The 18,191-nt window shown below is 51.9% G+C and carries 18 protein-coding genes; 15 read left to right on the top strand and 3 right to left on the bottom strand.

The window, feature by feature from the left end; translation table 11 throughout:
- Positions 1-3: 3 nt before the first annotated feature.
- The gene (gene yrfG, locus A7Z06_RS16600) at positions 4-672 is read right to left on the bottom strand and encodes a GMP/IMP nucleotidase (protein ID WP_010348375.1); all 669 of its coding nucleotides are present in this window, start codon (positions 670-672) and stop codon (positions 4-6) included.
- 64 nt (positions 673-736) lie between these two features.
- A complete protein-coding gene (gene igaA, locus A7Z06_RS16595) occupies positions 737-2,872 on the bottom strand; it encodes an intracellular growth attenuator protein IgaA (RefSeq protein WP_000104494.1) in 2,136 nt (711 codons plus the stop codon).
- 321 nt (positions 2,873-3,193) lie between these two features.
- Between igaA and nudE the strand changes: the two genes are divergently transcribed.
- Positions 3,194-3,754 (top strand): ADP compounds hydrolase NudE, encoded by a 561-nt coding sequence (gene nudE, locus A7Z06_RS16590; RefSeq protein WP_000045734.1) that lies wholly within the window; start codon positions 3,194-3,196, stop codon positions 3,752-3,754.
- Positions 3,755-3,920: 166 nt separating this feature from the next.
- Here the strand turns inward: nudE and mrcA are convergent, their stop codons facing one another.
- Positions 3,921-6,473: a peptidoglycan glycosyltransferase/peptidoglycan DD-transpeptidase MrcA gene (gene mrcA / locus A7Z06_RS16585; RefSeq protein ID WP_105279499.1), complete on the bottom strand. Its 2,553-nt coding sequence runs from the start codon at positions 6,471-6,473 to the stop codon at positions 3,921-3,923.
- Between the two features lie 119 nt (positions 6,474-6,592).
- Between mrcA and hofM the strand changes: the two genes are divergently transcribed.
- The 14 genes from hofM (at position 6,593) to A7Z06_RS16515 (ending at position 18,170) form a co-directional block, all read left to right on the top strand.
- A complete protein-coding gene (hofM, locus tag A7Z06_RS16580; protein WP_010348370.1) occupies positions 6,593-7,372 on the top strand; it encodes a DNA utilization protein HofM in 780 nt (259 codons plus the stop codon).
- A complete protein-coding gene (locus A7Z06_RS16575; RefSeq protein ID WP_001069302.1) occupies positions 7,372-7,911 on the top strand; it encodes a PilN domain-containing protein in 540 nt (179 codons plus the stop codon). Before hofM ends, A7Z06_RS16575 begins: the two co-directional genes overlap by 1 nt.
- Entirely contained in the window at positions 7,895-8,335 is a 441-nt protein-coding gene (gene hofO, locus A7Z06_RS16570; RefSeq protein ID WP_001093899.1) for a DNA utilization protein HofO, read from the top strand. The genes A7Z06_RS16575 and hofO overlap by 17 nt, the downstream gene beginning before the upstream one ends.
- Positions 8,325-8,729 (top strand): DUF2531 family protein, encoded by a 405-nt coding sequence (locus A7Z06_RS16565; RefSeq protein ID WP_001264128.1) that lies wholly within the window; start codon positions 8,325-8,327, stop codon positions 8,727-8,729. Before hofO ends, A7Z06_RS16565 begins: the two co-directional genes overlap by 11 nt.
- Entirely contained in the window at positions 8,641-9,879 is a 1,239-nt protein-coding gene (gene hofQ, locus A7Z06_RS16560) for a DNA uptake porin HofQ (RefSeq protein WP_000816024.1), read from the top strand. The genes A7Z06_RS16565 and hofQ overlap by 89 nt, the downstream gene beginning before the upstream one ends.
- Positions 9,880-10,279: 400 nt before the next feature.
- Positions 10,280-10,801, top strand: coding sequence for a shikimate kinase AroK (aroK, locus tag A7Z06_RS16555; RefSeq protein ID WP_000818618.1), 522 nt, complete (start codon positions 10,280-10,282; stop codon positions 10,799-10,801).
- A gap of 56 nt (positions 10,802-10,857) precedes the next feature.
- Entirely contained in the window at positions 10,858-11,946 is a 1,089-nt protein-coding gene (gene aroB, locus A7Z06_RS16550) for a 3-dehydroquinate synthase (RefSeq protein WP_000439868.1), read from the top strand.
- A 90-nt stretch (positions 11,947-12,036) separates the two neighbouring features.
- On the top strand, positions 12,037-13,338 hold the full coding sequence (damX, locus tag A7Z06_RS16545) for a cell division protein DamX (protein ID WP_000343228.1): 1,302 nt from the start codon (positions 12,037-12,039) through the stop codon (positions 13,336-13,338).
- A gap of 106 nt (positions 13,339-13,444) precedes the next feature.
- Positions 13,445-14,281 carry an adenine-specific DNA-methyltransferase gene (gene dam / locus A7Z06_RS16540; RefSeq protein WP_000742146.1) on the top strand — a complete coding sequence of 279 codons (837 nt, stop codon included), beginning with the start codon at positions 13,445-13,447 and terminating at the stop codon, positions 14,279-14,281.
- A 17-nt stretch (positions 14,282-14,298) separates the two neighbouring features.
- A complete protein-coding gene (rpe, locus tag A7Z06_RS16535; protein WP_000816280.1) occupies positions 14,299-14,976 on the top strand; it encodes a ribulose-phosphate 3-epimerase in 678 nt (225 codons plus the stop codon).
- A complete protein-coding gene (gene gph / locus A7Z06_RS16530) occupies positions 14,969-15,727 on the top strand; it encodes a phosphoglycolate phosphatase (protein WP_000032686.1) in 759 nt (252 codons plus the stop codon). Before rpe ends, gph begins: the two co-directional genes overlap by 8 nt.
- Entirely contained in the window at positions 15,720-16,724 is a 1,005-nt protein-coding gene (gene trpS / locus A7Z06_RS16525; RefSeq protein ID WP_000165546.1) for a tryptophan--tRNA ligase, read from the top strand. The genes gph and trpS overlap by 8 nt, the downstream gene beginning before the upstream one ends.
- Before the next feature lie 161 nt (positions 16,725-16,885).
- Complete coding sequence (gene yhfZ, locus A7Z06_RS16520) at positions 16,886-17,791, top strand: GntR family transcriptional regulator YhfZ (protein ID WP_001254799.1); 906 nt, start codon at positions 16,886-16,888, stop codon at positions 17,789-17,791.
- Positions 17,792-17,807: 16 nt separating this feature from the next.
- Positions 17,808-18,170, top strand: a complete 363-nt coding sequence (locus A7Z06_RS16515) for a hypothetical protein (RefSeq protein ID WP_010348351.1) — start codon at positions 17,808-17,810, stop codon at positions 18,168-18,170.
- The last annotated feature ends 21 nt before the right edge of the window (positions 18,171-18,191 follow it).

Below are 18,191 nucleotides of genomic sequence, written 5' to 3'. Positions count from 1 at the left end.
CCTTCACATTAGCGAGGGGATCAGGCGGCGGTAGTCATTCAGTGACGGATGGCGCTGATACTGTTTTTCAGCAATCCCTGAGTCGGGATTAGTGACGCCGAGGCAGTAACGAATACCAAATTGCGCGGCAGCATCGAGAATTGCTTCGCTGTCATCAATAAACAGCGTTCTTTCAGCTTTCAGACCCGTAGCTTCGGCCACCGCATGCCATAACCGCTGATCCTCTTTCGGATAACCAAATGTGTGGGTGGAAAGTAATAAATCAAGGTGTGCGTCAAGACCGGTATGCTCAAGTTTTACCGCCAGGTTGTGCGGATGTGCGTTGGTGAGCAAAATTCGCTGCTTACCGCTGGCTTTAAGTGCCTCAAGAAACGGAATAGTATCTTCACGCAGTACGGCGCGCGGTCTCATCTCGGTGGTCATCGCACAGATATCCAGACCCAGTTGTTCACTCCAGTAATCAAGACAGTACCAGTTTAGCGTATGCTGCACGTCGTGATATTGCTGGCGCATATATTCCATCGCTTCCTGTGGCGTGACCCCGTTTTTCGCGCCCCAGGTTTCAGGCACCAGCTTTTGCCAGAAATAGTTATCGAAGGCGAGGTCGAGCAACGTGCCGTCCATATCCAGCAGAACGGTATCTACGTCCTGCCAGGCAATGTTGATATGCATGAGGGAAATCTCCAGAGTGAAGCCATTTGCGCGACAGGGTAGCATAACCTGCCGCGCAAACGTGTTATTCGATAAGGCTTTCTGAAGGGGTGATCAGTTGTGGATTCAGGCAGCTTTCATAATAGGCCTGAATTTCCATCATGCGAGTACGATGACGGTGATAACGACGCCAGGCCTGTACGCCATTATAGATGGCACTGCCCAGCATCGTCAGCAACAGCAATGTCGTGCCCAGATAGCGCCACAGGCCGGAGCGATCCGGGATGGGGTGCAAGCCGATATGCTGCGTGCCGTTGGCATCGGTAAAAATATTGGTGACGATGCCTTCGGCGTTAAACGGTGTATGCATCAGCATTTGCGCCAGTTTCTGGAAAGCGTTCCACTGTTCTTGCGGCGGGTAGTCGTAAAGTGATGCCGAAGGCCAGGGCTGATCAACAAAATCGCTGCCTTCGTCGCTGACAATCAGGAATCCTCCCGGTGCCGGGCTATTCAGTGATTGCGCGGCTCGCGCCGTTTCATGAGTAATGAATGGTGCTGTGGAGGTTTCCACCAGGTTATCGAGTGATTCCGCGCTCACCGGGCGGAGTAATACATTCACGCCGTCGAGTTTTCCAGCGTTAGCGCGTTTTACCAGTGCGTCCCAGTCCTTACTGTTGCCGAGATTCACCAGCGCATTTTTCAACCGAACACAATCATCTTTGGCAGCACAGAGATCGGCGGTTTTCAGCACGATGTCGCCAAAGTCATCGAGCAGTACCATGCCGGATTTCTGAATTGCTGAACGCAATGTGGCGCTGACGCGAGATTCATCATCCGGTTTCGGGTGCAACTGGCGGTTTACTGCCTCGGTCAGTGCCGTGGCCTTGTTGACCAGTTCAGATTCCGGTAATGGCAATGAACGGGCGTCATTCCAGATGATCTGCGAGCAGTCAAATGGCAAAAACGGTGAATTGGTTTTCGCGCTCCAGGTGCCAGAAGTGCGGATATTACACATCCCTGTACCGCTAAGACGTAAGGTATCGCCTACACGTACTCCGGCATCTGCCAGTTGTTTAACGCTGGTGGCTTCAATGGTCTGCGCGCCTTTCATCCACGAGAGGGTGAATTTCAGCGGCATATCCAGCGGAACCCAGAACAGCAGCATAAACAGCACCAGCAGAGAACCCGCCGCGATAATCGTACTGCGTAGCCAGTGTTGCAGCGGGAAGTTTTTCACTTCGTCATGCAGTGAAAGATAGCGTCCCTGACGTACCACGTGCCGATCAAGATAGATATCGATATCCGTTTGCTGCCCCAGATCCTGCGCAATATAAGGCTGCCAGTGCGCGGGATAGACCAGGTCGATAATACCGAGCGAAATATTGTTGATCTGTTCCTGATCGTTTTCGCCAAACAATCCCCAACGACGCGGCGTACCACGCAGACAGTGGATCTCCCGCAAGGATGATTTTGCCGGTGGCGCAAATAGCCCCCACAGACCTGCGCCCAACAGCAGTATCGCGCCGCCAGCCAGCCACGGGACAAATACATCCGGAGTAATCAGGCAGAAAAAGAACATCAGGAAGGAGGCGACAATCAGCAACGCTTCGCGCAGCCCGCGCGGCCGACTAAGCGCATACTCTTCGTGTGTTTCTTTGCGAATATTGAGCAGTTCGATTTGTTCGCTTTCTTCGCCGCGAATCGACGCCTGCGTTGACGGAACAGGCTGCAACGCATAGCCACGAGTTTCCTGAATGTACTCTTGCAGCGTATGACCGTTGAGAGAAATAACCAGCGGCAGCGAATCGGTATGGATCAGTTCAACGCTATTTTCATCGTTGATGTACTGCTCCCAGAACGGGGGCAGGTGGACTTCCACCGAATCGAGATAATAACGCCATTTGTTAGGATCGTCGGTTGAAATGCCATAACGCGTGATGGCATGTGTCAGCATCATGACGTTGTTGCTTTCCGCGTTCAGCGTCAGTGATACGGGGGCCGTGCTGGCGCCCGTCGGACCAGGAACCTGCAAAACCTGCGTCAGGCTGTCGAGATAATTTTCAACGGCGTTACGTTCTTCAGGCATGAGTTTGCGCGTTTGCGCATCAGCGAAGGCGTTAGTCCAGGGCAGTTGACGCCGTCTGGAGCGCACTTTTATCAGCCATCCCGCAAGTAGTGAGCAGGCCAGCAAAGCAGCTATAAAAATTACAATGGTGCTCATGCTTTCCCCATCTTACTTAATTTGTCAGGTGTGATTAGTCGCATCCTAGACACAATATAGGATCCTGCGGTTGGCTATCGGCAAGCGTGGAGTTGAACTTGAGCATCATTAAGCGCATCCCAGTAACCGGTGATCATAGCAAACCCTCTGAGGGCGGAATATCAGCAAATTCCTGGAGTTATTTCAACCTATTGACTTTTAATTTGATTTGAGAATGATTATTTATTAAGTTGCGTAAATGTAAATAACATGCAATTCACATTGCCGAATGCGTGTCCGATATCGCACAATAACTGCTGATTTCACAGCATAGATTCCACGATGAGCAAATCATTACAAAAACCCACCATTCTGAATGTTGAAACTGTAGCCCGTTCCCGATTGTTTACCATCGAAAGCGTGGATCTGGAGTTCAGCAACGGCGTGCGGCGTGTTTATGAACGAATGCGTCCAACCAACCGGGAAGCCGTGATGATTGTGCCGATTGTGGACGATCACCTGATTTTGATCCGCGAATACGCGGTGGGAACTGAATCCTACGAATTAGGTTTTTCGAAAGGATTAATTGATCCCGGTGAAAGTGTTTATGAAGCAGCAAACCGCGAACTCAAAGAAGAAGTGGGATTTGGCGCAAGGGATCTGACTTTTTTGAAGAAACTCAGCATGGCACCGTCTTACTTTTCCAGCAAAATGAATATCGTGGTGGCGCAAGATCTCTACCCTGAATCGCTGGAAGGCGATGAACCAGAGCCACTACCTCAGGTGCGCTGGCCACTGACGCATATGATGGATTTGCTCGAAGATCCTGACTTCAACGAAGCGCGTAATGTCAGCGCGTTGTTTCTGGTGCGCGAGTGGTTGAAGGGGCAGGGACGGTTGTAAATACGTGGAGCTTGCCTGATGCGCTACGCTTATCAGGCCTACGTGGTTCCTGCAATATATTGAGTTTCGACGATTTTGTTGGCTGGATAAGGCGTTCACGCCGCATCCAGCATGAACAACGCGCACTTTGTCTGCAAACTGAAAAGGCGCCGAAGCGCCTTTTTAATCAGAACAATTCCTGAGCCTCACCATTATCGATGATGGTTGTCCCTACCTCGCATACTGCTTGCTGTGTAGGCTGCGTACCTTCGATGAAATACTCTTCGCGGCTGTTACCACCGTTGGCCAGTTGCCCGGTGCTGCGATCGATATTCACCGTCACAATACCCGGCGGCGGCGTCAGCGGTTGTTCCGGTACACCTTCCAGAACGGCTTTCATATAAGCATCCCAGGCTGGCTGGGCGCTCTTCGCACCGCCTTCGTAACCGGAGATCTGATCTTTAATCGCCCCGGAAGCCGTAGTGTGACCGAGATTACGGCGGTGATCATCAAAGCCAATCCATACCGATGTCACAACGCCCGGTCCGTAACCCGAAAACCATGCATCCTTCGAACTGTTGGTCGTCCCTGTTTTCCCGCCGATATCATGACGTTGCAAATCACGACCTGCGCGCCAGCCAGTGCCCTGCCAGCCAGGTTCACCAAAGATATTGGTGTTCAGGGCGCTCTTAATCAGGAACGCCAGCGGTGTGCTGATGACGTGTGGTGCGTATTCTGGCGCACCAGTCTTCGCCACTAATGCCTGATTAGCCTGCTCCAGTTGTGGCATTGGCACAGAAACATTCTGCTGTTCGCGAGAGATAGCCACGTCTTCAACGTCGCTGTTTTCCAGCACGTTCGATTTTTGCGTATCACCGTAAATCACCGGAATATCACATTCCGGGCAGGCTACTTTCGGTTTCGCTTCGAAAATCACGCCGCCCTGATCGTTTTCAATTTTGCTGATAAACCAGGGGTCGACCAGGAAGCCACCATTAGCCATCACTGCGTACCCGCGCGCCACCTGTAACGGCGTGAAGGAAGCGGAACCCAGTGCCAGCGATTCAGTGTGGACAATATTTTGTGCCGGGAAGCCGAAGCGTTGCAAATACTCTGCGGCATAGTCCACGCCCATTGCTCGCATTGCGCGTACCATTACCACGTTTTTCGACTGGCCCAACCCCTGACGTAAACGGATTGGACCGGCGTACTGCGGCGGTGAGTTTTTCGGCTGCCAGTCAGAACCCGCGCCTGCGTCCCAGCGGGAAATTGGCACATCGTTCAGCATACTTGCCAGCGTCAGACCTTTATCCATCGCTGCGGTGTAGAGGAACGGCTTGATATTCGAACCCACCTGACGCAGTGCCTGGGTGGCGCGGTTAAACTTGCTCTGATTGAAATCAAAACCACCGACCAGCGCCATAACTGCGCCGTTTTGCGGATTGATCGATACCAGCGCCGAGTTCACTTCCGGCACCTGTGCCAGCCACCAGGCATCGCCCACCTGGCGAACCCAGATTTGCTGACCTGTTTGCACAACATCGGTCACTTTACGCGGCGTCGGTCCCTGCTGTGTATCGGAGCGATAAGGCCGTGCCCAGCGAATCCCTTCCATACGCAGCGTCACAGATGTTCCGTCCGCCAGCATTGCTGTTGCTTCCTGCGGGTTGGCGCGGGTGACTGCGGCAGGTAGCAGCGGACCATAGGTTGGCAGCGCCTTCAGCGTATCGGTAATCTTTTTGTCATCCCACGCTGATTCACCTACTTTCCACAGCACATTGGCCGGGCCGCGATAGCCGTGACGCATGTCGTAGTCCAGTACGTTATTACGCACGGCTTGCTGTGCGGCCTGCTGCACTTTGCGGGTAATGGTAGTGTAAATGCGATAGCCGTCTTCATAAGCGTTTTCGCCGTAACGGTTATACATCTCCTGACGTACCATTTCGGTGAGATATGGCGCTGAGAAGGCGATCTCCGGTGCGTGATAGTTGGCGTTAATCGCTTCGGTGCGTGTCTCATCGAGCTGCTGTCGGGTGATATACCCTTCGTCCAGCATTCGCGACAGCACGACGTTACGCCGCGCGACGGCTCGATCCATTGAATAGAGCGGGTTGAAGGTGGAAGGGGCTTTAGGCAGCCCGGCAATCACCGCCATTTCGTTCAGTGTCAATTGGTCGACGGTTTTACCGAAATAGACTTGTGCCGCAGCACCGACACCATAGGCGCGGTAACCGAGGTAAATCTTGTTCAGATAAAGCTCGAGGATCTCGTCTTTCGTCAGCAACTGTTCAATACGAATTGCGAGGAAGACTTCCTTAATTTTACGCATTAGCGTGCGTTCTGGACTCAGGAAGAAGTTTCTCGCCAGTTGTTGGGTGATGGTGCTCGCCCCTTGCGATGCGTGACCGGAGAACAGCGCCACGCTTGCCGCACGGAAGATCCCCACTGGGTCAACGCCGTGATGCTCGTAGAAGCGGCTGTCTTCCGTCGCAATAAAGGCTTTCACCATCTCCGGCGGGATTTGATCCAATGTAACCGGAATACGACGTTTTTCACCGTATTGAGCAATCAGCTCGCCATCGGCGCTGTAAATCTGCATCGGAATTTGCAGGCGAACATCTTTTAATGTCGCCACATCCGGCAGTTGTGGCTCGATGTAGCGGTAGAGGCCATAAATCGAGCCTGCTCCCAGCAGAATGCAACAGACTGCAAGGATCAATAAATACTTTACGAACTTCACTGGAAATTTCCCATTTAGTTTCATTTGGGCAGTTTATAAACAAACGCGCGGTAGTATAAAGGCAAGCCAGACGCATTGATATACCCGTCAGAGTGACGGGGGATAAGGAGATCATCACAATGGCATTTAAGACCTGGCAAATTGGTTTGCATTTACAACAGCAAGAAGCGGTGGCGGTTGCTATCGTGCGTGGCGCGAAAGAATGCTTTTTGCAACGCTGGTGGCGTTTGCCGCTGGCGACCGACATTATCAAAGATGGGCGCATTATTGACGCGGAACGGCTGACTAAAACGTTGTTACCGTGGAGTCGTGAACTGCCACACCGTCATCACATTATGTTGGCATTTCCCGCTAGCCGAACGTTACAAAGGGCATTTCCGCGTCCGGCAATGTCCCTGGGCGAACGGGAGCAAATGGCCTGGTTGACAGGTACGATGGCTCGCGAGCTGGATATGGAACCGGACTCCCTGCGCTTTGATTACAGCGAAGATTCGCTAAGTCCCGCTTATAACGTGACCGCCGCGCAAAGCAAAGAGCTGGCAACGCTGCTTAGCCTGGCAGAAAGATTGCGTATTCACGTTAGTGCGATTACCCCAGACGCCTGCGCTTTGCAGCGATTCCTGCCTTTTTTACCTTCTCATCAGCAATGTCTGGCCTGGCGTGATAACGAACAGTGGTTATGGGCGACGCGTTATAGCTGGGGACGCAAACTGGCGGTGGGGATGACAAGCACGAATGAACTGGCCGCGACGTTAGCCATTAATTCTGAAAGTCTCGCGATATGCGGCGAAGGCGGATTTGACCCCTGGAATGCGGTTTCTGTGCGTCAGCCGCCACTACCGCCACCAGGTGGAAACTTTGCTATCGCGCTGGGGCTGGCGCTTGGGGAGGGGTACTGATGAATCCGCCAATCAATTTTTTGCCCTGGCGAGAGCAACGCCGGACGGCCTTTCTTCGCTTCTGGTTGCTGATGTTCGTTGCTCCTCTGCTGCTGGCTGTCGGGATAACGCTCATGCTGCGTTTGACAACCAACGCTGAAGTACGCGTTGACGCTGTTTTGCTTCAGGCGGAACAACAACGCGCCAGCACCCTACAAACCAGTAAACCACGTTTGCTGGAACGGCAACAATTACGCGAACAGCGTTTGCAACGTCAGCGCCAGCGACAATTTACCCGCGACTGGCAATCTTCGCTGGAGTCACTGGCGGCACTTTTACCCGAACACGCCTGGCTGACAACGATAAGCTGGCAGCAGGAAACGCTGGAGGTAAAGGGATTTGCGACGAACATTACTGCGTTAAACGCACTGGAAAAAGCACTCCGCCAGGATACTTCTTTTCAGCTCAACCAGCGCGGAGCCACGCAGCAGGATGCTCAAGGTCGCTGGCAATTTGAGTATCAGTTAACAAGGACGGTTAACGATGAACACTCTTTTTGACTGGTGGTTCGCGACATCACTCCGTATCCGCCAGTTTTGCTGGGCAGTCTGGTTGCTGATGTTAGTTACGCTCATTTTTCTTTCCTCGGCACACCAGGAAGAGAGTGACGCATTAATTCGACTGCGGGCAAGTCATCACCAGCAATGGACTGCACTTTATCGCCTGGTAGACACCACTCCCATCAGCGAAGAAAAAACGCTGTCCTTTTCGCCACTGGATTTTCAGTTGCCCGGCGCGCAACTGCTTTACTGGCATCCATCCGCTCAGGGAGGCGAGTTGGCGTTGAAAACGTTCTGGGAAGCGGTGCCGTCGGCATTTACACGGCTGGCAGAGCGCAACGTCAGCGTGAGCCGTTTTTCATTAAGCGTGGAAGGTGATGATCTTTTGTTCACGCTACAACTGGAGATGCCGCATGAGGGTTAAACGCGGGTTGTTGGCAGGTATTGCCTTGTGCCTTTTAACCGGTATGCGTGACCCTTTTAAGCCGCCGGAAGATCTATGCCGGATTAGCGAACTTACCCAGTGGCGTTATCAGGGGATGGTAGGGCGAGGCGAGCGCGTTATTGGCGTAATAAAAGATGGGCAAAAAAAATGGCGACGGGTGGAGCAAAACGATGTGCTGGAGAATGGCTGGACAATTTTACAACTGACGCCAGAAACATTAACGCTGGGAACTGGAAAAAACTGCGAACCGCCACAGTGGTTGTGGCAACGGCAAGGAGATAAAAATGAAGCAATGGATAGCCGCACTACTGTTGATGATGATACCCAGCGTACAGGCGGCAAAGCCGCAAAAAGTGACGCTGATGGTGGATGACGTTCCGGTGGCTCAGGTGTTACAGGCGCTGGCTGAACAGGAGAAGTTAAACCTGGTGGTTTCGCCAGACGTCAATGGTACGGTGTCGTTACATCTCACTGACGTTTCCTGGAAACAGGCACTACAAACCGTAGTGAAAAGCGCCGGGCTGATAACGCGCCAGGAAGGCAACATTCTTTCAGTGCATTCTGTTGCCTGGCAGAATGACAATATCGCCCGTCAGGAGGCTGAACAGGCGCGGGTGCAGGCAAATCTGCCGCTGGAAAATCGCAATATTACTCTGCAATACGCCGACGCCGGAGAGCTGGCGAAAGCAGGAGAAAAGCTACTTAGCGCCAAAGGCAGCATGACTGTCGATAAACGTACTAATCGCCTTTTGCTGCGTGATAACAAAACGGCGTTAAGCGCACTGGAGCAGTGGGTAGCGCAAATGGATTTGCCGGTCGGGCAGGTTGAACTGTTGGCGCACATTGTCACCATTAATGAAAAAAGTCTGCGCGAGTTAGGCGTGAAATGGACGCTGGCCGATGCGCAACAAACCGGCGGCGTTGGGCAAGTGACCACGCTCGGCGGCGATCTCTCTGTGGCAACGGCAACGACGCATATCGGTTTTAACATTGGGCGTATCAACGGGCGTTTACTGGATCTGGAGCTTTCCGCGCTCGAACAAAAACAGCAACTGGATATTATCGCCAGCCCGCGTCTGCTGGCCTCACATCTCCAGCCTGCCAGCATTAAACAGGGAAGCGAGATCCCGTATCAGGTTTCCAGTGGTGAAAGCGGCGCGACGTCGGTGGAATTTAAAGAGGCCGTACTGGGAATGGAAGTCACGCCCACGGTGTTACAAAAAGGTCGCATCCGACTGAAATTACACATCAGCCAGAACGTTCCGGGACAGGTGCTACAACAAGCTGATGGCGAAGTGCTGGCGATTGATAAGCAGGAGATCGAAACGCAGGTTGAAGTAAAAAGCGGAGAAACGCTGGCACTGGGTGGTATTTTTACCCGTAAAAATAAATCGGGTCAGGATAGCGTACCGCTGTTGGGCGACATCCCCTGGTTCGGGCAATTATTTCGTCATGACGGAAAAGAAGATGAACGACGCGAGTTAGTGGTATTTATCACGCCACGGTTGGTTTCCAGTGAGTAAACTGCCGCAAAAACGGCGATGTTTTCATGCTGAACATGTTTCATCTATTTGACGTGCGCAGGTATTTAGCATACAAGGAGTACCGATTTGAGAGTCGGTGCTCTTTGTTACCTGCGTTTTATGATGGTGATTTATCTTTCACGCGGCATTTTGCTGTCTTTTTTACGCTAATCTTACCCGGTGATTTATCGCCAGAGCGGTGATAGCAAGGCAGTGCACCTGCAGCGACCAGATATGCAGAGGGATGGGCAATTTATTCAGTTGCCAAACCCGCTGGAGTATTGAGATAATTTTCAGTCTGACTCTCGCAATATTTTATGAGGTTTCAGTTCATGTCCTGCGGCGCTCTCTGAGCGAAGCGGGTTTATCATTAACGAATAGTCTTAGTAGTACCGAAAAAATGGCAGAGAAACGCAATATCTTTCTGGTTGGGCCTATGGGTGCCGGAAAAAGCACTATTGGGCGCCAGTTAGCTCAACAACTCAATATGGAATTTTACGATTCCGATCAAGAGATTGAGAAACGAACCGGAGCTGATGTGGGCTGGGTTTTCGATTTAGAAGGCGAAGAAGGCTTCCGCGATCGCGAAGAAAAGGTCATCAATGAGTTGACCGAGAAACAGGGTATTGTGCTGGCTACTGGCGGCGGCTCTGTGAAATCCCGCGAAACGCGTAACCGTCTTTCCGCACGTGGCGTTGTCGTTTATCTTGAAACGACCATCGAAAAGCAACTTGCGCGCACGCAGCGTGATAAAAAACGCCCGTTGCTGCACGTTGAAACACCGCCGCGTGAAGTTCTGGAAGCATTGGCTAATGAACGCAATCCGCTGTATGAAGAGATTGCCGACGTGACCATTCGTACTGATGATCAAAGCGCCAAAGTGGTCGCAAACCAGATTATTCACATGCTGGAAAGCAACTAATTCTGGCTTTATATACACTCGTCTGCGGGTACAGTAATTAAGGTGGATGTCGCGTTATGGAGAGGATAGTCGTCACTCTCGGGGAACGTAGTTACCCAATTACCATCGCATCTGGTTTGTTTAACGAACCAGCTTCATTCTTACCGCTGAAATCGGGTGAGCAGGTGATGTTGGTCACCAACGAAACCCTGGCTCCTCTGTATCTCGATAAGGTTCGCAGCGTACTTGAACAGGCGGGTGTTAACGTCGATAGCGTTATCCTCCCTGACGGCGAGCAGTATAAAAGCCTGGCAGTACTCGACACCGTTTTTACGGCGTTGTTGCAAAAACCGCACGGTCGCGATACGACGCTGGTGGCGCTTGGCGGCGGCGTAGTAGGCGATCTTACCGGTTTTGCAGCGGCGAGCTATCAGCGCGGCGTTCGCTTCATTCAAGTCCCGACGACATTGCTGTCGCAGGTGGACTCTTCCGTTGGCGGAAAAACCGCAGTCAACCATCCCCTCGGTAAAAATATGATTGGCGCTTTTTATCAGCCAGCATCAGTGGTGGTGGATCTCGACTGTCTGAAAACGCTTCCTCCGAGAGAGTTAGCATCGGGGCTGGCGGAAGTCATCAAATACGGCATTATTCTTGACGGTGAGTTTTTCAACTGGCTGGAAGATAATCTGGATGCGCTGCTCAATCTGGATGGTCCGGCAATGGCGTACTGTATTCGTCGTTGCTGTGAGCTGAAAGCAGAAGTTGTCGCTGCCGACGAGCGCGAATCCGGCTTACGTGCTTTACTGAATCTGGGACATACCTTTGGTCATGCTATTGAAGCGGAAATGGGGTATGGCAATTGGTTGCACGGTGAAGCAGTCGCGGCGGGTATGGTGATGGCGGCGCGGACGTCGGAACGTCTCGGGCAGTTTAGTTCTGCCGAAACGCAGCGTATTATTACCCTGCTTACGCGGGCTGGATTACCGGTTAATGGGCCGCGCGAAATGTCCGCGCAGGCGTATTTACCGCATATGCTGCGTGACAAGAAAGTCCTTGCGGGAGAGATGCGCTTAATTCTTCCGCTGGCAATTGGTAAGAGTGAAGTTCGCGGCGGCGTATCGCACGAACTTGTTCTTAACGCTATTACCGATTGTCAATCAGCGTAACAACAAGAAAGGTCCGGCCGCTTATCAGCGGTCTATTAGCTTCAGGTTAATTGCAACGTGGTAAGCATTAACCTTTTAGTGGGGTGTTAAATGGATGAATTCAAACCAGAAGACGAGCTGAAACCCGATCCCAGCGATCGTCGTACTGGTCGTTCTCGTCAATCTTCTGAGCGTTCAGAACGTACTGAACGTGGCGAACCGCAGATCAATTTTGATGATATTGAACTTGATGAAACTGACGATCGCCGTCCGACTCGTGCGCAAAAAGAGCGCAATGAGGAACCGGAAATCGAAGAAGAAATTGATGATTCCGAAGATGACGCTGTGGATGAAGAGCGTGTAGAGCGTCGTCCGCGTAAGCGCAAAAAAGCAGCCAGCAAACCGGCTTCTCGTCAGTATATGATGATGGGCGTCGGTATTCTGGTTCTGCTGCTGTTGATCATCGGTATCGGTTCTGCGCTAAAAGCCCCCTCGACCTCTTCCAGCGATCAAACCGCGTCTGGTGAGAAGAGTATTGATCTTGCTGGCAATGCGACTGATCAGGCAAATGGCGTGCAGCCAGCGCCGGGAACCACGTCTGCGGAAAATACCCAGCAGGATGTTTCTCTGCCGCCGATTTCTTCTACGCCGACCCAGGGGCAAACCCCGGCGGCAACGGATGGTCAACAACGTGTTGAAGTGCAGGGTGACCTGAATAACGCGCTGACCCAGCCGCAAAATCAGCAACAGCTGAACAATGTGGCGGTGAACTCTACGCTGCCGACTGAACCCGCGACTGTAGCGCCAGTTCGTAATGGCAACGCATCGCGTGATACGGCGAAAGCGCAAACCGCTGAACGTCCGGCCACTACGCGTCCGGCACGTCAGCAGGCGGTGATTGAACCGAAAAAACCACAAGCAACTGTGAAAACGGAACCGAAGCCGGTAGCACAGACGCCGAAGCGTACTGAACCGGCTGCACCTGTGGCGAGCACAAAGGCACCGGCTGCGACTTCTACGCAAGCCACAACGCCAGCAGCACCAAAAGAGACGGCGACTACGGCTCCAGTACAGACGGCATCTCCGGCGCAAACCACGGCAACACCAGCCGCTGGAGCGAAGACCGCAGGTAATGTTGGTTCGTTGAAATCGGCACCGTCCAGCCATTACACTCTGCAGCTGAGCAGTTCTTCTAACTACGACAACCTGAACGGTTGGGCGAAGAAAGAGAATCTGAAAAACTACGTTGTCTATGAAACGACGCGTAATGGTCAGCCGTGGTATGTACTGGTTTCTGGCGTGTACGCTTCGAAAGAAGAGGCGAAAAAAGCGGTATCTACATTGCCAGCAGATGTTCAGGCCAAAAACCCGTGGGCGAAACCGCTGCGTCAGGTACAGGCCGATCTGAAGTAATCAAGGTTATCTCCCGCAATGGTTTATCGTTGCGGGAGTTGCCTGAAGCGCTGGATGCTGTCGGAGCTTTCTCCACAGCCGGAGAAGGTGTAATTAGTTAGTCAGCATGAAGAAAAATCGCGCTTTTTTGAAGTGGGCAGGGGGCAAATATCCCTTGCTTGATGATATTAAACGGCATTTGCCTAAGGGTGAATGTCTGGTTGAACCTTTTGTGGGTGCCGGGTCGGTGTTTCTCAACACCGACTTTTCTCGTTATATCCTTGCCGATATCAATAGCGACCTGATTAGTCTCTACAACATTGTGAAGATGCGTACTGATGAGTACGTACAGGCTGCCCGCGAGCTGTTTGTTCCTGAGACAAATTGCGCCGAGGTTTACTATCAGTTCCGCGAAGAGTTCAACAAAAGCCAGGATCCGTTCCGTCGGGCGGTACTGTTTTTATATTTGAACCGCTACGGTTACAACGGCCTGTGTCGTTACAATCTGCGCGGTGAGTTTAACGTGCCGTTTGGCCGCTACAAAAAACCCTATTTCCCGGAAGCTGAGTTGTATCACTTCGCTGAAAAAGCGCAGAATGCCTTTTTCTATTGTGAGTCTTATGCCGATAGCATGGCGCGCGCAGATGATGCATCTGTCGTCTATTGCGATCCGCCTTATGCACCACTATCTGCGACCGCCAACTTTACGGCGTATCACACAAACAGTTTTACTCTTGAACAACAGGCGCATCTGGCGGAGATCGCCGAAGGTCTGGTTAACCGTCAGATCCCGGTACTGATTTCTAACCATGATACGGCGCTAACGCGCGAGTGGTATCAACGCGCAAAATTGCATGTCGTCAAAGTTCGACGCAGTATAAGCAGCAACGGCGGCACACGTAAAAAGGTGGACGAACTGCTGGCTTTGTACAAACCAGGAGTCGTTTCACCCGCGAAAAAATAATTCTCAAGGAGAAGCGGATGAAACAGTATTTGATTGCCCCCTCAATTCTGTCGGCTGATTTTGCCCGCCTGGGTGAAGATACCGCAAAGGCCCTGGCAGCTGGCGCTGATGTCGTGCATTTTGACGTCATGGATAACCACTATGTTCCCAACCTGACGATTGGACCAATGGTGCTGAAATCCTTGCGTAATTACGGCATTACCGCCCCTATCGATGTACATCTGATGGTGAAACCGGTTGATCGCATTGTGCCGGATTTCGCCGCCGCAGGTGCCAGCATCATTACCTTTCATCCTGAAGCCTCCGAGCATGTTGATCGCACGCTGCAACTGATTAAAGAAAATGGCTGTAAAGCGGGGCTGGTATTTAACCCGGCGACACCGCTGAGCTATCTGGATTACGTGATGGACAAACTGGATGTGATCCTGCTGATGTCCGTCAACCCTGGTTTTGGCGGTCAGTCTTTCATTCCACAAACGTTAGATAAACTGCGCGAAGTACGTCGTCGTATCGACGAGTCTGGCTTCGACATTCGACTGGAAGTGGACGGTGGCGTGAAGGTGAACAATATTGGCGAAATCGCTGCGGCGGGCGCGGATATGTTTGTCGCTGGCTCCGCTATTTTCGACCAGCCAGACTATAAAAAAGTCATTGATGAAATGCGCAGTGAACTGGCAAAGGTAAGTCATGAGTAAGTTTGAAGATATTCGCGGCGTTGCCTTCGATCTCGATGGCACGCTGGTTGACAGTGCTCCCGGTCTGGCTGCTGCGGTAGATATGGCGCTGTATGCGCTGGAGTTGCCCGTTGCAGGCGAAGAGCGTGTTATTACCTGGATTGGTAATGGCGCAGATGCGCTGATGGAGCGGGCATTGACCTGGGCGCGTCAGGAACGTGCGACGCTGCGTAAAACGATGGGCAAACCGCCCGTTGATGACGATATTCCGGCAGAAGAACAAGTACGTATTCTGCGTAAGCTGTTTGATCGTTACTATGGCGAAGTTGCTGAAGAAGGCACGTTTTTGTTCCCGCACGTTGCCGATACGCTGGGCGCATTGCAGGCTAAAGGCCTGCCGCTAGGTCTGGTTACCAACAAACCAACGCCGTTCGTCGCCCCGCTGCTGGAAGCCTTAGATATCGCAAAATACTTTAGCGTGGTTATCGGCGGCGATGACGTACAAAACAAAAAACCCCACCCGGATCCGCTGCTACTGGTGGCTGAACGTATGGGCATTGCCCCGCAACAGATGCTGTTTGTCGGCGATTCTCGCAATGATATTCAGGCAGCAAAAGCAGCCGGTTGCCCTTCAGTTGGCTTAACCTACGGATATAACTACGGCGAGGCTATCGATCTCAGCCAGCCTGATGTAATTTATCACTCTATAAATGACCTTCTGCCCGCATTAGGGCTTCCGCAAAGCGAAAATCAGGAATCGAAAAATGACTAAGCCCATCGTTTTTAGTGGCGCACAGCCTTCAGGTGAATTGACCATTGGTAACTACATGGGTGCGCTGCGTCAGTGGGTAAACATGCAGGATGATTACCATTGCATTTACTGCATCGTTGACCAACACGCCATCACCGTTCGCCAGGATGCGCAGAAGCTGCGTAAAGCGACGCTGGATACGCTGGCGTTGTACCTGGCTTGCGGTATCGATCCTGAGAAAAGCACTATTTTTGTTCAGTCTCACGTGCCGGAACATGCGCAGTTAGGCTGGGCACTGAACTGCTATACCTACTTCGGCGAACTGAGCCGCATGACGCAGTTTAAAGATAAATCTGCGCGTTATGCCGAGAACATTAACGCTGGTCTGTTTGACTATCCGGTGCTGATGGCTGCGGACATCCTGCTGTATCAAACCAATCTGGTGCCGGTCGGCGAAGACCAGAAACAGCACCTGGAACTGAGCCGCGATATTGCCCAGCGTTTCAACGCGCTGTATGGCGATATCTTTAAAGTACCGGAGCCGTTTATTCCGAAATCTGGCGCGCGCGTAATGTCGTTGCTGGAGCCGACCAAGAAGATGTCCAAGTCTGACGATAACCGCAATAACGTTATCGGTCTGCTGGAAGATCCGAAATCGGTAGTGAAGAAAATCAAACGTGCGGTCACTGACTCCGACGAGCCGCCGGTAGTTCGCTACGACGTGCAGAACAAAGCGGGCGTTTCTAACCTGCTGGATATCCTTTCTGCTGTAACGGGCCAAAGCATTCCGGAACTGGAAAAACAGTTCGAAGGCAAGATGTATGGTCACCTGAAAGGCGAAGTGGCTGAAGCGGTTTCCGGTATGCTGACTGAATTGCAGGAGCGTTATCACCGTTTCCGCAATGATGAAGCCTTCTTGCAACAGGTAATGAAAGACGGCGCAGAAAAAGCCAGCGCACACGCTTCCCGCACGTTGAAAGCGGTTTACGAAGCGATTGGTTTTGTGGCGAAGCCTTAATTCACTATTGATACCAAAAACCGGGGAAACCCGGTTTTTTTACGTCGTTATTTGCAATAACCCAAAAAAATGTGAAGCATCTCGCCGTTTCCACATCTGCTTGTTGCGCTTTATCTTCATTTTCATGAAGATATAAATATTCATTTTATTGAAAATTTATTATGCGTCGAACGTTTATCAAAAAAGAAGGCGTCGTCATCACGACGCTGGCTCGTTATTTGTTAGGTGAAAAGTGTGGTAATCGCCTGAAAACTATAGATGAACTGGCAACTGAATGCCGTTCGTCCGTCGGCCTGACGCAGGCCGCGTTAAAAAATCTGGAGTCAAGCGGCGCGATACGGATTGAACGTCGCGGGCGCAATGGCAGTTATCTGGTAGAGATGGATAACAAAGCACTGCTGACCCATGTTGATATCAACAATGTGGTATGTGCGATGCCCTTGCCCTATACCCGCTTGTACGAAGGTTTAGCGAGCGGATTAAAAGCTCAGTTTGATGGCATTCCTTTTTACTATGCGCATATGCGTGGTGCGGATATTCGCGTGGAGTGTTTGCTTAACGGTGTCTATGACATGGCGGTAGTTTCGCGACTGGCGGCAGAAAGTTATCTCACGCAAAAAGGATTATGTCTTGCGCTGGAGTTGGGGCCGCATACCTACGTTGGCGAGCACCAGTTGATTTGCCGTAAAGGGGAGTCCGGTAACGTGAAGCGCGTGGGGCTGGATAACCGTTCGGCAGATCAGAAAATCATGACCGATGTCTTTTTTGGCAGTAGCGATGTGGAGCGAGTCGATCTCTCTTATCACGAGAGTTTACAGCGCATTGTTAAAGGTGATGTCGATGCGGTTATCTGGAACGTGGTGGCGGAAAACGAACTGACCATGCTGGGATTAGAAGCCACGCCGCTAACAGACGATCCGCGATTTTTACAGGCAACTGAAGCCGTGGTTTTGACGCGAGCCGATGATTACCCGATGCAACAATTGCTGCGTGCGGTTGTTGATAAACACGCCCTGCTTGCCCATCAACAGCGAGTGGTCAGTGGGGAACAGGAACCCAGTTATTAAACGAAAGGCATCTAAAATGGAAACCAGACTCAACCTGCTTTGCGATGCAGGGGTCATCGATAAGGACATCTGCAAAGGCATGATGCAGGTCGTCAACGTACTGGAAACAGAGTGCCATCTACCAGTGCGCAGCGAGCAGGGAACGATGGCAATGATACATATGGCGAGTGCGCTGATGCGCAGTCGTCGCGGCGAACAGATCCAGCCACTGGATGACGAGTTGCTGGCTGAACTGTCGCAATGTCGCCACTGGCCAGCGATCATGCAGTTGCACCAGGTGTTATTGCAGGGATTCGCGCTGGAAGTTAACCCGTGTGAAGAAGGCTATTTGCTGGCCAACCTTTATGGATTATGGATGGCCGCTAACGAAGAGGTCTGAAGCCCACAACAAATCCACGTC

Source organism: Escherichia sp. MOD1-EC6819 (assembly GCF_002965765.1).
In the GTDB taxonomy this organism is placed as follows: Bacteria; Pseudomonadota; Gammaproteobacteria; order Enterobacterales; family Enterobacteriaceae; genus Escherichia; species Escherichia ruysiae.
This window is presented reverse-complemented; position numbering and strand designations above follow the sequence as displayed.

Coding starts and splice junctions, on each gene's coding strand:
- gph (WP_000032686.1), top strand. CDS start 14,969: ATGAGTAAGTTTGAAGATATTCGCGGCGTTGCCTTCGATCTCGATGGC.
- hofQ (WP_000816024.1), top strand. CDS start 8,641: ATGAAGCAATGGATAGCCGCACTACTGTTGATGATGATACCCAGCGTA.
- yhfZ (WP_001254799.1), top strand. CDS start 16,886: ATGCGTCGAACGTTTATCAAAAAAGAAGGCGTCGTCATCACGACGCTG.
- igaA (WP_000104494.1), bottom strand. CDS start 2,872: ATGAGCACCATTGTAATTTTTATAGCTGCTTTGCTGGCCTGCTCACTA.
- nudE (WP_000045734.1), top strand. CDS start 3,194: ATGAGCAAATCATTACAAAAACCCACCATTCTGAATGTTGAAACTGTA.
- rpe (WP_000816280.1), top strand. CDS start 14,299: ATGAAACAGTATTTGATTGCCCCCTCAATTCTGTCGGCTGATTTTGCC.
- aroK (WP_000818618.1), top strand. CDS start 10,280: ATGGCAGAGAAACGCAATATCTTTCTGGTTGGGCCTATGGGTGCCGGA.
- damX (WP_000343228.1), top strand. CDS start 12,037: ATGGATGAATTCAAACCAGAAGACGAGCTGAAACCCGATCCCAGCGAT.
- aroB (WP_000439868.1), top strand. CDS start 10,858: ATGGAGAGGATAGTCGTCACTCTCGGGGAACGTAGTTACCCAATTACC.
- hofM (WP_010348370.1), top strand. CDS start 6,593: ATGGCATTTAAGACCTGGCAAATTGGTTTGCATTTACAACAGCAAGAA.
- A7Z06_RS16575 (WP_001069302.1), top strand. CDS start 7,372: ATGAATCCGCCAATCAATTTTTTGCCCTGGCGAGAGCAACGCCGGACG.
- A7Z06_RS16515 (WP_010348351.1), top strand. CDS start 17,808: ATGGAAACCAGACTCAACCTGCTTTGCGATGCAGGGGTCATCGATAAG.
- yrfG (WP_010348375.1), bottom strand. CDS start 672: ATGCATATCAACATTGCCTGGCAGGACGTAGATACCGTTCTGCTGGAT.
- trpS (WP_000165546.1), top strand. CDS start 15,720: ATGACTAAGCCCATCGTTTTTAGTGGCGCACAGCCTTCAGGTGAATTG.
- A7Z06_RS16565 (WP_001264128.1), top strand. CDS start 8,325: ATGAGGGTTAAACGCGGGTTGTTGGCAGGTATTGCCTTGTGCCTTTTA.
- dam (WP_000742146.1), top strand. CDS start 13,445: ATGAAGAAAAATCGCGCTTTTTTGAAGTGGGCAGGGGGCAAATATCCC.
- hofO (WP_001093899.1), top strand. CDS start 7,895: ATGAACACTCTTTTTGACTGGTGGTTCGCGACATCACTCCGTATCCGC.